Here is a 13,325-nt window from a genome sequence, read left to right as displayed (position 1 = left end):
AGGGTGTCCTCGCCGGCCATGCCCTTGACCAGGCGGAGCGCGTCGGAGACGTCGTCGGCGAAGTCGTGCAGCTGCTGGGCGAGGGTGCGGACGCGTTGTGGGTCGCCCGGGGTCGGGTCCCTGTCGAGGTCGAGTGGATGCCAGTCCGCCGGTCGATAACCCGCCATGTCCCCGCAACCCCCGTCGCGTTCGCCCCGTCAACAACCCTGTGCACACGCGAACTTACAAGGAACGACCGTTCGAGGTGAAGCCCGGCGGGTCAGGCTCACAATGCGATCGGACGGTAGGCCATAGCCTGGTCCACCACTTCCTCGGCCGTGAGCTCCGGGTCCGAGTGGTAGATCAAGTCGCTCACCCGGGGATGCAGGACACTCTGCTTCAGTTCCTCCAGCAGCGCGTCTTGTTCCCGCTCGGGGAGGCGCGCGTCCATGATCTGCTGAACCAGCCGAATGAGTTCGTCACGGGTTTTCGAAGGCATGTCAGCATCCTCTCGGCTCGGCCGAAGTGTTCGGCGAAGTCGCCGTGTTCAGTCCCGGCCGTCCGTTCAGCGGGGGCGGCGTCCACGCAGGGCCCGTCGGCCGTCTTCGACCGCGTCCGCGCACCGCAGCCACCAGTACTCCAGCTTGCCGCGCACCGTGACGTACACCCACCGGCGCTTGAGCCACGGCGGCAGGTCCCGGTACGGCACGAACGTCAGCGTGTCGCCGATCGCGTCCTCGGCCCGGCCGTCCTGGACCTCCGTGCGCAGTGCCTCGTACAACTCCGGGGTCAGTCGGCCGTTGAGGCGGGCCGCGGTGCCGGCGGCGGTGAAGGCGTACCCTCGCTGGTTCCGGTCCGGCAGCATCATGGCCCGCAGGATCCGAGGCGATGCCTCCTCCAGAGGGCAGTTGAGAGCCAGCCCGATCACCGCCGTACCGAGATGGTCCTCGCCGCGCTCGAACGCGGCGTCCCACTCCGCGGGGTCGGCGAGCCCCAGCAGACCCTCACCGGTCTCCCACTGCACAGGGTCAGTCCGCGAAGCGGAACGTCGACGTGATCGCGTCGAAGATGTCGAAGAAGGAGTCGGCGAGGTCGAGGACCTGGCTGCTGCCGGCGACCAGGGCGACCTTGCCCTCCTGGCCGGGGACCGGAATGAACGTCTGCATCAGGACCGCGCGGATCGTGCGGTTGAGGCTGTCCTCGGGCATCGGGATGTCCTCGATGCCGTACGTGCGCGCGGCGGGGCCCACGCCGGGGATGTCCACGGTGGTCACCTTGCGCCAGGAGTCACCCTCCCGATGGGCCTCCTTGGGCGCGAGCTGGGCGGCGATGGCGGCCGGGTCGTTGGAGAGGGGCGCGCCATCGCGCGTACGGCCGCCGACCAGCGACACCGTGACCGAGCCCGTGATCGGGGTGTCGCCGCCGAAGCTCTCCGCCATGCAACCGCAGTACATCGCGCCCGACTTCCACGCATCCGCCGCCGACTTGCGCAGGAAGCCGACGTACGTGTCCCGGTACTGCGCCAGCTCCGGGTACTGGGCGATCCGCTCGTTCACCATCCGCCGGATCGAGTCGTCGCGCGACTCCGGCCGTACGTCGAACTCCCACCACGACTCCGGCACCTTGATCCGGAATCCGCCGCGCTCGATGGTGAGCGCCTCCATATAGCGGCCCATGGTGTACGCCACCCCTCCCCCGATGATCTGATATACGGTGCGGCCCAGACTACGAGATGCGCGAACGGGGGACGGTCACGTGGGCAAAGGCAAGAGCGACCTCGCGATACCGCTGAGCGAGCTGGAGGACTACGGCCGCCAGCTGCGCTCCATCAAGGAACGCCTGAACCACACCAAGAAGATGTTCGAGTCGTACCAGGACGACATCGGCAGCGGCACGGTCTACGACGCCCTCGACGACTTCGAGTCCAACTGGCACGACGGCCGCGAGGACATCACCAAGCAGATCGATTCGCTCGCCGACATGTCCGACACCGTCGTCCGCGAGTTCAAGAAGCTGGACGACGACCTCGCGAAGAAGGCGAAGGACGCGGTACAGCCGGAGGGCGGCGGCCAGCAGCAGGGTGGCGGCACGGGGAACAAGGCCGAGTAGGTCGGCATCATGGCGGACGCGGTCCTCGACAAGGACAGCGCGGACTCGTTCCTCGGCCGGTACGCGGGGCGCTCAGCCACCGTGGCTCCGGCTGCGGAGATCCGTTTCGATACGTGACGCGTCCACGTTCCATGTCGTCGGCAGTTCGCTGCCGCAGAAGACACAGACGAAGTCGGCTTCACGGACGATGTTGTGCTCCGCGCAGCGCGGGCAGCGGCGGAACACCACCTCGTAGGTGAAGCCGGCGGGGTGTCCGAGCGGGATGCGGTCGAGTGCGCGCGCGACCGCGGGCCAGGAGGTGACATCGGGGCAGTAACCGGTCGACTGGTTACTGACCTCGCCGACCGTCCAGTGGTCCGCCTCCCGAACGAACGTGATCTCCCCGGCGCCCAGTACGGCTGCTCCACCCGCGCAGGCCACGTGTTCGCTACGGCGGGGCGCGAGCCGCAGCCGCCCGTCGAGGCCGACGACGTAGGTGAACGGCTCGGCCAGCTCCGCTGGTGACTGTCGTCCGACCCAGGTCGAGAAGTCGGACACGGAGGTGATCAGGCTGCCTGTGCCGGTGGGCTGCGCTGACATGGCCGCGAGTTCGGCCGGGCCGACGTAGCGGTAGCCCCGCTCCGGCGGGCGTGTGAGCAGGTACTCCAGCGCCTCGTCGTATGACCTGAAGCCCGCCCTGATGCGGTCGGGGGTGGGTGAGTCGGGGCGGAGCATCGACGGCAGGTGGGCCACCCGCCACATGCGGTGGACGTGGGAAGGGGCGATGTCGCCGGTCGGGTCCGCCAAGGCGCAGGCGATGGTGAGGATCTCGGTGACCTGGGGTGCGCCCCTGGCCGCGTCCGTGCCGGCGTCCAGGCCCACCGCCACCAACATGTCCAGGAACTCCGACAGTTGCAGGTCGGCGGCCATCCGGCACATACGGCGTACGGTCGACGGCGACGGGTCGCGCAGGCTCTCGACTCCCGTCACTCCGGCCGACCAGAGGACGAGGATCGGCGGCGACAGCTCGTAGTCGCGGAAGTAGCCCAGCTTGTCGGCTTCCGCTCCGGCTTCATCGCCGTCGAACGCGCAGAGTGCGCAGACGGCGGCGAAGAGACGGTCCCACTCCTGCCGCCGGCTTTCCAGGAACGCGCCCACCGAAGCATCGGCCGGCGCCCAGGTTCCGGTGGCGTTCACCGCACCCACGGCCACCACTCCACCGAGCGGTGCGAAGAGTTCGCGGGCGTATCTCACTCGCCGGTGGCCGCGTAGGAGAGGAACGCGGTCCAGGTGGCGGGCGGGAAGGTGAGGTGGGGCCCGTGGGAGGGGGATGCGATGTTCTTGGAGTCGCGGATGTGGATGGTGGTGGGGGTGGTGGCTATCTCGACGCGGGAGTCGCCTTCGCTGCCACTGCTGTAGCCGCTCTTGTGCCAGGCCAGCGCCACTTCCACGCAGGAGTCGCCCTCTGTGCCGTCGCTATAGCTGCTTTTGAACCAGGTGAGTCCAGAGGTTTCTCCGGCAGACGCTTCGCGAATCATGTGTCTCCTAGCACTTGCTCGATGAAGGCGAGCGACTCCCCCGGCGTGAGAGCCTGGGCCCGGATGATGCCATACCGCAGCTCAAGGACCCGGAGCTGCTTGGGATCGGAAATCGGTCGGCCGCTGAAGGCTCCGTCGGATCGCCCCACGGCCATGCCGTCCTCGAACTTCAGGACCTCGATCTTGCCGTCCACACCCGGGTGGGCGTCGGTTTCCGTCGGCATCACCTGGAACGTCACGTTGCGCATCTGTGCCACCTCCACTAGATGTTCGAGCTGGCGGCGCCACACCATTGTGCCTCCCACCCGCCGCCTCAACAGGGCCTCTTCCAGTACGAAACTGAGCGCTGGAGCAGGCGACCGCTCGAAGATCGCCTTCCGTGCAACGCGGGCCGCGACCATACGCTCCACTTCGTGCTCCGAGTAAGGAGGCTGCCGCGCCTCGAACAATGCGCGCGCGTGCTCCTCGGTCTGCAACAGACCATGGATGCTGAGCCCGACGTACACGCCGATCTCAACGGCCCGGGCCTCCATCTTGGCAAGCTCCCGCACCTTCCTCGGATACCGGACCTTCGCCACGTCCTCCTTCATCGCCGCCAGTAACCCGCCCGCCCCCAACACCTCGTCCGCCCTGTCCAGATACTCGGGCCGGGGAATCCGCTTCCCACTCTCGATCTTGTAGACCAGGTCCTCCCCGTACCCGACCGCCACCCCGAACTCGGCGGCCCGCATCCCCACTGCCTCCCGCCGCAGCTTCAGCTGGCGCCCGACCGTGGCGATCACCGCGACGCCCCACTCGTCGTCGGGATCCACCTCCCAACCGGGCTCGTCCGCCTCGCTCTTGAGCCGAGCCACCGCGCCGTCCACACTCATCCCGCACCCCTCCGTCGTACGACCGTGCCGCGACGACGCCCTACCCGTACGCCCGCCCCCGACAGCCCGGACAGCACCGGACAAGCCGTGGACGGTGACCGTACGCAACGGCGCAGTCACTGTTCACGGTAAGCATGCGCGGCCACGCTGAGTGACGTGAACCAGCAAATCTCCACCCCCCCTCGACTGCCCGATCCGCAACTTCAGCGTGCTGCTGTCGCCCACGCGAAGAGGCGCACGGCTCGCCCGGCTGCCGGCGACGGAGCAACTGCGCGTGTGGGGGCTACCGTTGGAGGCCGCGGCGCATGTCGTCGCCGAACTGGCCGTGAACGCGGCGACACACGGCCGGGTCGCGGGGCGGGGCTTCCGGCTGTCGATGTACGTGAACTGCGGGACGAAGGCAGAGGTCCCGTCTGCTCACCGTTCCCGGCGGCCTCTGCGGTCCGGCGCTCACCCTGGAGCCCCCCACCCCCGTCCCACCCGTCTGCCGGATGGCCGAGGCTCTCCGGGTCCGGCAACGTGATGGGCGCAAGCGTCAGTCGCGTGTGGGTGGAAGGACGCCATCGTGCGAAACGTCGTCGGGACCGGAGCTCTCCTCCTCGTACTCGCCCTCGCCGCCACGGCGCCGGGAACACCCGATGCCGGGGCGAACCTGGACGGCGTGTGGCGCACGGACGGGTACGGGACCGTCCTGGCCGTCGACGGCAGGGGGCTGCAGGAGTACCAGACGACAGCCGTCAGCTGTCTCAAGGGGGACTTCTCGGGGGCGGCCGCGAAACAGGGGACGTACGACTCCGACGACGGCGACGTCCTCACTCTGCGACCCGCACCCGACGGCCGACGCGCCCAGCTCAGCGACGACAGCTCGGTCGGGTACCGGCGGCTGCAACGGATCGGCTCCCTGCCCGCCACCTGCACCCACCCGCCCTCGACGGGCCGCCTGCCCTCGTCCGACCCCCGCGCCTCCTTCGACGTCTTCTGGCAGTCCTTCGAGGAGAACTACCCCTTCTTCGCGGCCAAGGGCATCGACTGGCACGCGGTACGGAACCACTACCGGCCCCTCGTGCACCGGGACACCACCCGCAGCGAGCTCTTCGACATCTTCAGCCGCATGATCACACCGCTCCACGACGCGCACGTGCTCGTCCAGGACGGCAACCGCCACTACGGCGTGGGGCGGCCGGGCACCGATGTGCCGGGGCCGGAGCTCGACGCCAAGGTGAAGAAGTTCGTCATCGACCGCGACCTCAAGGAAGCCACCGACCGGCAGGACTTCGCCGACGGCCTCATCACCTTCGCGGACCTCGGCAACGGCCTGGGGTACCTGCGGATCTCCGACTTCGACGGATACGACCCGGACGACGACGCGTACTCCGCCGACCTCACCGAACTCGGCCGGGCTCTGGACACCGTCCTCACCCCCGTCCGCGCCCGCACCATGCAGGGCCTGATCATCGACCTCCGCATCAACGGCGGCGGCTCCGACGCCCTCGGCATCCATATCGCCGAGCGACTGACGGACGTCCCGTACGTCGCCTACTCCAAGCGCGCCCGCAACATCCCGGCCGACCCGACCCGCCACACCCGCCCCGAGCCGATCCAGGTCGTCCCTGCCCGGGGCCCCCTCTACACCGGCCCGGTCGCCCTCCTCACCAGCGGCTCGACGATCAGCGCCGGCGAGACCTTCACCCAGGCCCTCATCGACCGCCCCGGCCGCACGGTCCGCATCGGCCGGCCGACACAGGGCGTCTTCTCGGACATCCTGGTCCGCTACCTCCCCAACGGCATGTCGGCCTGGCTCCCGAACGAGGAGTTCCTGACCCGCACCGGCCGCACCTTCGACGGCACCGGCATCCCACCCGAGATCACCGAACCGGTCTTCACGACCGAGGAGTTCACAAAGAACCGGGACTCGGCGTTCGACCGGGCGGTGAAGCTGTTGCGGCCCACCTTCTGACCGTCTCGCGTTGCTCGGCCGTCAGGTACTTCTCAACACGGGCAAGTTGCCGTGCCATCCGTCTGAGGCCATTGGTCTGATCGATCCGGCGCGCCTGGGCCAGATCTTCGGCAGATGCGGGCGCGTCCGAACGAGTCATGAAGATCCCGTACGCCGCGCCCGCATCCGACCGCTTCACCTCGTTCGAGCGGTCGGGGGACGGCAGGATCCAGTCCACTCGGACCTTCACCCGCCCTCCGTACGAAGTCCACGCCGAGTACCAGAAGTTGCGAATCGCCGCGTGAAATCAACAGCCAGACGCTGTCCGAGAAACGTGAGGCGCCTCAGTTTCCTCAGGCTTCCCGGCGGCGGGCAAATTGCGCTTGAGCGTATTCGCCGACAATTTCACTGTCCGACTCGGACAATCGGGCCATCGCCCGCTCCGCCGCGGGACCGGGAATTCGGCTGAGCGCCCGGATCGCCTTCTTGGCCAATGCCCGACTCTCGTCGTAGTCGAGGTATTTGGGTACCCACTGTGCGGCTTCATAGAGCGCGTCGACCGCTTCAGGTGTCCGCAACCCGCCCAGCGCGGTCACGACGTCCTCGTGCTTGTGGTGCCAGTCCACCGGGATCAGCTGCACGAGCAGTGGGAGATGATCCGCCGTAAAACCGAATGTCGCACAGACGATGAGCGCCATCTCGACGTCAAGTCCGTCATGCCGATCGACGGCGTCCCGCAACAAGGCGAGGCCCAGTTCCCGCCCGTCGTCCGCTCCGAATCGACGGAGGAACTCGTCGGGTGACATTTCGGGACCGCGCCCCGGCACGACAACCAGCGACATGACCAACCGCCGCTCCTCTGGTGTCATCTGGCGATCTCCTCAAAGTCGGTGATGGCGTCATTGAAGATATCGAGAGCCTTGCCACGCCCCAGACCGATATTGATCTGGCTTCCTTCGGCCTTGAAGAACGCCGACCGCCTGGCCCAACGCTTCCCGATCACTGCCATATCAGGGAAAGCCTCGCTTGTTGCAGCCGAAACGTCCCGCACACCGATCTCCTTCAGCGCATCAGTCGTTCCGGAGCGGAGCGTGAATTTGACCAAGACGCCTTCATAGTCCTCGGAGAAACTCTGCGTAGGTGAAATAAACGTCTCGCTTGTGGCCGACAAATCCCCGGTTTCCTTGAGTTTGGAAAAGTGCTCCGGGCTCATCGTACGGTAGTACGTCTCGCCTGCTTCGTCGGCTCCTCCGGATTCCGCCTTGGCAGGGCAGTTATGGACGAGGACCGCCGTCGCCCCCGCGAGCACGTAGTACGTATGCGTGCTGGAGACGGTCAGGTTGTTGACCGTTGCCGTCTGGGTCCACGCCCGGACCGCTGTGATCTGGATGTATGTGCCGGCCGACGTCTGCAGCCAGTCGCCCGAGCGGAGTTCCTTCGCCTTCGCCCAGCGGTGCAGCTTCGGAAGCCAGATCGGGTGGCCGTCGGTCGCGGTGATGGATTTGCCGTTGGAGAGGGTCAGGCGGACCAGGTGCTTGGTGCCGTGGCCCTGGATGGTGGCGGTGACGCTCTGGGTGCCGAGGCCGCCGAGGACCGGGTCGGTGGACTTGACCTTGTCGCCGGGCTTGAGGTCCTTGATGGCCTTGGTCTTGCCGTCGGCCAGCAGCACGCGTGTGTCCGGCGTGAAGCTGTTGCACTTGCCGCCGGACTCGGCCGCGTCCTCGCCCGCGTCGGACGCCTTGCCCGCGTCCTTCTCCGCGGTCTTGCCGGCGTCCTTCTCCGCCGTCTTCGCCGCCGACTTCTCGGCCGACTTGACGGCCTTCTTCTCGACCGCCTTCGCCGCCTTCTCCTCGGCGGATTTCACGACCTTCTTCTCGACCGCCTTGGCCGCGGTCTTCGCGACGGTCTTCTCCGCCGTCTTCACGGCCGCTTGTTCGGCGCCGCGTGCCAGTACCCCGCCGCCGAAGCGCATGCCGCCGCGGGCCGCAGCCAGGGCCAGGCCGCCCTCGCCGAACGTGGCGACCGTGATGATGATCGTCGCCGCGGCCATCAGGCAGGAGCCCAGCGTCGGGTTCGTGGCGCAGTTGACGATGTCCGCGACGCCCGAGTATTCGTACGCCACGTGGGCGACCGTCTTCGTCGCGCTCCATGCGGCATGCGCGATCTGGGAGAAGCCCCAGAACTCGCCGTTGGGGTCCTCCTTGGTGACCGGGCTGTTGTCCGCGTAGGCGTAGCCGCCCAGTTGGAGGAGGTCGGAGAAGTCCATGACCGGGTCGAGGGTGGTGAAGCGGCCCGTCACCGGGTCGTAGTCACGCGCGCCCAGGTGGATCAGGCCCGTGCTGGACTCGTCCTGGCCGCCGATGTAGGTGCGGGAGTCCTGCCAGCCCCTGGACAGGCCCAGGTCACCACGCTGGTTGCCCCAGGCGTCGTAGGAACGGCTCTGGATCGCCATCCCGGACGCGAGTTTGATCTGGAGCGTGCCGGTGCCCTGTGTGTTGGTGATCTCCGCGACCAGCGTGTGGGACGACGTGGCGCTGCCGGTGTAGCGGACCACCGTCGGTGCGCCGGCCTGGCCGTAGCTGCGGATGGCCCGGGTGGCCGAGCTGGTCTGCGAGCCCATGACCTCGGTCTCGCCGAGGTACAGGGTCGTCCAGCCGCCGGTCGTCTTCGCGATCCGGTTGCCGTCCGCGTCGTAGAGGTACGACGTGGTCGACTGGATCGTGAACTTCTGTGTCGACGCGCTCGCCGTGCAGGCGGCCAGGGTCAGGTCCTGGCTCACCGTCGCCGTCGCCGCGTTCATGCACAGCTTCGAGGCCGCGTTGTAGAACGTGCCGTCCGCGCGGAGCACGAAGGACTGGTTCGTGGCGTCGGGGACACAGGTCTGGAGCGTGATCACCGAGCCCGATGCCGTGCCCGCGGCCGTCGCGCACTTGCCCTGCACCGTCAGCTTGCCGCCGTTCGCGCTGAAGCGCTGCGCCGCCGAGCCGTTGCAGGTGTAGATCTGGATGACGTTTCCGTCGGTGGTCGTGCCGCCCGCGTCGTCCAGGCAGAGGCCACCGGGGCCGGTGATCGCGCCCTTGCCCGCGCCGAAGCCGGAGACCGAGGCCAGCAGGCCTTCACCGTCGTACAGGAACGACTGGGTGTCGCCGTTGATGGTGCGGGTGTCGGTGCGGCCGGCGTCGTCATAGGTCGCGGAGTTCGCCTCGGTGACCGTCTTCGTCCCCGAGTCCGCCGGCATGACCGACTTCTCCGTCCAGCCGGTGAGGGTGTCCGGCTGAGTCGTGTCGCCGTAGGCGTACGAGGTCGAGCCGTCGAGCGCCGTGTCGAGGGCGCCGGCCGATGTGCGCTGGGTGCTGTGGTTCGTGACCGTCGTGCGGTTGCCCAGGTCGTCGTAGCGGTACGACTGCCAGTACGGGAGGGAGCCGTAGGCGGCGGAGCCGGTCGCGATCGTCGATGCCGACGGGGTGGTGCCCACGCCGCCCGACGCCGTCGCCGAGTCGTCCGTCGCCTTCCACGTACTGCCCGTGGAGTCCGTGCACGACTTCGCCGTCGCGCCGGTCCACGCCTCGACCAGCTGGCCCCGGGCGTCGTACGTGAAGCACTGGTTGTCCCAGGTCGTGGTGGACCCGGAGGTCGAACCCGTCGCCAGGAGGCTGGTGTTGCCCGCCTGGTCGTAGGCGTAGGCCGTCTGGGAGACCAGGCCGCCGGTCGTCTGGGTGGCCGCGTAGGAGTGGAGGAGAAGACCCGTCGGTTCGTCGTACAGGGCGCTGGTCCACACCCGGTACGGGTTCTGGCCGGTCGTGGTGCGGGTGATCTGGCCGTACGGGTTGTAGATCGCGCCCGTCGTGTACCAGTCCCAGCCGGAGGTGGAGACCGGCAGGTCCTGGGCGTTGTAGCGGGTGATGACCTTCTCGGCCGTGGCCATGCCGCCGGGGGTGGCGGGCAGCGTGGTCGACTGGACCTTGCCGGTGCGGGTGTAGCTGTACGACCAGTGATACGAGCCGGAGAGGTTGTTGGTCTGGCCGCTGATCGCCGGGACCGTGACCGTCTTGCCGGTGAGCCGGCCCTGATCCGTGTAACCCGACGCCTCGGTGACGATGTCGCCGGCCGAGGTGCCCGGGGTGGTGTGGCGGACCGACGTGGCCGGCATGCCGATGCCGCCCGGGGCCGTGTCGTACGTCCACTCCACCGAGGGCAGGCTCGCCGAGCCCACGGTGAGGGACTTCTTGCGGCCGAGCGGGTCGTAGTCGTAGTGCAGGACCTTGCCGGAGCCGTCCTTGGTCTGGGTGACGTGGTCCTGGTCGTCGTACCAGGTGCGGCTGGAGCCGGAGTCGGGGTCGGTGCTGGTCAGGACGCGGTGCCGGGAGTCGTAGGTCCAGGACCAGACACGGCCGGACTTGTCCTTGATCTGGGTGCGGTTGCCCAGCGGGTCGTACGTCGTGTCGGTGTACGTGTTCGCCGAGAGGTCGGCGTTGGTGTAGGTGATCTGCCGGACCGCGCGGCCGAGGGCGTCGCCGATCGTCTTGGTGGCGGTGGCGCCGGCCGGCGGGACGACGGTGACCGAGGCGTCCGTGTCGCTGAACGTGTTCGTGCTGGACGCGAACTCGGCGTTGTGGTGCAGGCTGGTCGTCCTGACCGGGCGGCCGAGGCCGTCGTACGTCGTCTTCGTGGAGTTGGGGATCGGCTGCTGGCTGGTCGGCAGGTACCAGGACTGCGCCGGCAGGCCCAGGACGTAGTAGCCGTTGTCGGTGCGGGCCGCGTTGCCGTGGTCGTCGTAGCGGACCGAGCTGACCAGGCGGCCGAGGCCGGTGGCGTCCGGCGACTGGGTCTGGACGGTGCGCATCATGCCGTCGTAGAAGGTGACCGAGTCGCTGTAGGTGCCGTTGTCGCGGAGGCTGCTGGTGGTGACCCGGGTCGGGGTCCTGGCGCCGAGCGCGTATCTGATCTTCGTGCTGGGCAGGGCGTCGTCGTCGCCGGGCAGCCAGCCGGTGGTCAGGCGGCCGAGCAGGTCGTAGGCGTAGCGGGTGACGTTGCCGTTGGGGTCCTTGGTGGTGAGGGTCAGACCGCGCGCCGGGTCGAGGGTGGTGACGGTCGCCTGCTGCTTGGCGTTGGTGACCGTGGTGCCGGTGACGACGTAGGCGCTGCTGCCCGGGTTGTACACGGTCTTCGTCTCGTGGGCGGGGCTGGCACCGTCGCTGACCTTGGTGGCGCGGCCGTAGCTGTCGTACTCGGTGGTGGAGCTGGTGACGCTCGCGGTGCCCTCGCCGTTGAGGGTCTTCTCACCGGTGGCGTCGCCGGCCGTGTTGTAGCCGGTGGTGACGTCGGAGACGACCTTGGCGACGAGGGCGGTGGTGACGTCATCGCAGTCGGTGGCCGTGGTCAGGACCCGCTTGGGCAGGCCGTAGAGGTTGACCGACTCCTTGTTGTCGAAGGCGGTGTAGGTGCAGGTGGTGTCGTCGGTCGCCGGGGTGGTGTCGGCGGGCGAGGACAGGGTGACGGTGGAGACCTCGCTCAGCTTGGCCAGGCCGTCGCCGTCGACGGTCGTGGTGGTGCGGGTGCCGCGCCACTTGCCGTTGTAGGCGGTGAGGTCGTCGACACGGCGCAGGTAGGAGCGGCGGGCGACCGGATCGGAGTCGCCGGTGCGCTTGCGGCGTGCGGTCTCCGTGGTGGCGCCGGGGACGGTGATCACGCGGCTGTGTGCGGCCGCCGCGGCCTCCGCGGAGAGGTAGGTGACGGTCTCGGCCGCCTGGCCGGCGTATTCGTCGGCGTCGTCGGAGCCGAGGGGGGCGCCGGTGTCGTCCTTCAGGGGCTTGCCGGAGCCGCGCAGGTAGTAGGTGGTCGTCCTGGAGCGGGTGGCGGCGGAGCCGTCCGGGTCGCCGGTCTCCGTCGTCACGTAGGCGTAGCCGCGCCAGTCGCTGTGGGTGCGCTGCGACGGCTTGGTGAACTCGGCGTCGCTCTTGGCCCAGTAGCCGCCGCCCCCGTACGTGTAGGTCGTGACGAGGTCCGGTGAGGCGAGCGCGGTCGTGCTGACGACCGTGTCCTGCTCCTTCACCCGGGCGACCGTGTACTTGTTGAACCAGGCCAGCGGCGGGTTCTCGACGCTCTCGTCGGGCGACCAGTGCACCGGGTAGCAGGCGGCCGTGTTGTCGGCGATGTCGGTCGTCGCGGGTGCGTAGGTGCAGCCGTTGTTGTAGTCGACGACGGTCTTCTTGCCGTTCTCGTCCATGATGCCGGTGATGCGGGGGTGGATGTAGCTGAGTTCCTCGTCCTTGCTGTCGTTGCGCACCCGGTTGGGCATCGCGGTGCCGTCGAAGACGACGGGGGGCAGGGTCGCGGCCGCGCTGGGCACGTCGTCCGGGTCGGTGGTGTCGGTGTCGTAGGCGCCGTGCTGGATGCTGGACAGCCACATTCCGGGTGAGGTCTGGTACCACTCGCCGTTGAAGGCATGGGTCAGCGTCCACTCGTCGATCGGGTGGAGGGTGCTGGTGCCGTCCCGGTGGGCCCAGGTGACGACCTTCTCCAGGCGCTTGCGGGTCCAGAAGGAGGGGAAGGTCGGGCACTGCTTGGACGTGGCCGACTTGCACAGCAGCGTGTGCGGGGTGTCGTACCAGACGCGGTACTTCGCCGGGTCGCTGGACGTGAAGTCGTCCTTGTCGCACTTGCCGTTGTTCGCGTTCAGGCAGCGTTCGTCGGTCTCGAACTGGACCTTGGCGGCCGGGACCGCGCCCAGGTCGTCCTTGTCCAGGCCGTACTCGATGGTCAGCGGGTAGGAGGCCCGGTCGTACTTGACGGCCGACTTGGTCGCCTTGTTCCTGGCGTAGTAGTTCTCCTCCTGCTGGTAGGAGATGACCATGGCGTTGCCGTGCAGGTCGACGACCTCGTCGAGCTGCCATGCCCAGGCCTGGTAGCAGG

The 13,325-nt window shown here is 68.4% G+C and carries 11 protein-coding genes; 3 read left to right on the top strand and 8 right to left on the bottom strand.

Features of this window, described 5'->3' with window-relative positions; genetic code table 11:
* Nucleotides 1–265: 265 nt before the first annotated feature.
* The 3 genes from ACIRR9_RS26510 to ACIRR9_RS26500 form a co-directional block, all read right to left on the bottom strand.
* Nucleotides 266–478 (bottom strand): bacteriocin immunity protein, encoded by a 213-nt coding sequence (locus ACIRR9_RS26510; RefSeq protein ID WP_403756343.1) that lies wholly within the window; start codon nt 476–478, stop codon nt 266–268.
* 66 nt (nt 479–544) lie between these two features.
* Nucleotides 545–1,003, bottom strand: a complete 459-nt coding sequence (locus tag ACIRR9_RS26505; RefSeq protein WP_403756341.1) for a hypothetical protein — start codon at nt 1,001–1,003, stop codon at nt 545–547.
* A gap of 4 nt (nt 1,004–1,007) precedes the next feature.
* Entirely contained in the window at nt 1,008–1,655 is a 648-nt protein-coding gene (locus ACIRR9_RS26500) for a hypothetical protein (protein ID WP_403756385.1), read from the bottom strand.
* Nucleotides 1,656–1,734: 79 nt separating this feature from the next.
* Between ACIRR9_RS26500 and ACIRR9_RS26495 the strand changes: the two genes are divergently transcribed.
* A complete protein-coding gene (locus tag ACIRR9_RS26495) occupies nt 1,735–2,088 on the top strand; it encodes a hypothetical protein (protein ID WP_403756338.1) in 354 nt (117 codons plus the stop codon).
* A gap of 72 nt (nt 2,089–2,160) precedes the next feature.
* On the opposite strand, the gene ACIRR9_RS26490 is transcribed toward ACIRR9_RS26495, so the two are convergent.
* The 3 genes from ACIRR9_RS26490 to ACIRR9_RS26480 all read right to left on the bottom strand — a co-directional run bounded on the left by ACIRR9_RS26490 (nt 2,161) and on the right by ACIRR9_RS26480 (nt 4,477).
* Nucleotides 2,161–2,667, bottom strand: coding sequence for a hypothetical protein (locus tag ACIRR9_RS26490; protein WP_403756382.1), 507 nt, complete (start codon nt 2,665–2,667; stop codon nt 2,161–2,163).
* A gap of 650 nt (nt 2,668–3,317) precedes the next feature.
* Nucleotides 3,318–3,605, bottom strand: a complete 288-nt coding sequence (locus tag ACIRR9_RS26485; RefSeq protein ID WP_403756335.1) for a DUF397 domain-containing protein — start codon at nt 3,603–3,605, stop codon at nt 3,318–3,320.
* Entirely contained in the window at nt 3,602–4,477 is an 876-nt protein-coding gene (locus ACIRR9_RS26480; protein ID WP_403756333.1) for a helix-turn-helix domain-containing protein, read from the bottom strand. Before ACIRR9_RS26480 ends, ACIRR9_RS26485 begins: the two co-directional genes overlap by 4 nt.
* 565 nt (nt 4,478–5,042) lie before the next feature.
* Here ACIRR9_RS26480 and ACIRR9_RS26475 point away from each other — a divergent pair.
* Both ACIRR9_RS26475 and ACIRR9_RS26470 read left to right on the top strand, forming a co-directional pair.
* The gene (locus ACIRR9_RS26475; protein WP_403756330.1) at nt 5,043–6,434 is read left to right on the top strand and encodes a S41 family peptidase; all 1,392 of its coding nucleotides are present in this window, start codon (nt 5,043–5,045) and stop codon (nt 6,432–6,434) included.
* A 137-nt stretch (nt 6,435–6,571) separates the two neighbouring features.
* Complete coding sequence (locus ACIRR9_RS26470) at nt 6,572–6,718, top strand: hypothetical protein (protein ID WP_403756327.1); 147 nt, start codon at nt 6,572–6,574, stop codon at nt 6,716–6,718.
* Between the two features lie 48 nt (nt 6,719–6,766).
* Here the strand turns inward: ACIRR9_RS26470 and ACIRR9_RS26465 are convergent, their stop codons facing one another.
* Nucleotides 6,767–7,282 (bottom strand): HEAT repeat domain-containing protein, encoded by a 516-nt coding sequence (locus ACIRR9_RS26465; RefSeq protein ID WP_403756324.1) that lies wholly within the window; start codon nt 7,280–7,282, stop codon nt 6,767–6,769.
* The gene (locus tag ACIRR9_RS26460; RefSeq protein ID WP_403756322.1) at nt 7,279–13,266 is read right to left on the bottom strand and encodes a ricin-type beta-trefoil lectin domain protein; all 5,988 of its coding nucleotides are present in this window, start codon (nt 13,264–13,266) and stop codon (nt 7,279–7,281) included. Before ACIRR9_RS26460 ends, ACIRR9_RS26465 begins: the two co-directional genes overlap by 4 nt.
* Between the last annotated feature and the right edge of the window lie 59 nt (nt 13,267–13,325).

It is taken from the genome of Streptomyces sp. NPDC101234 (assembly GCF_044767525.1).
GTDB classification, from domain to species: Bacteria; Actinomycetota; Actinomycetes; order Streptomycetales; family Streptomycetaceae; genus Streptomyces; species Streptomyces sasae.
This window is presented reverse-complemented; position numbering and strand designations above follow the sequence as displayed.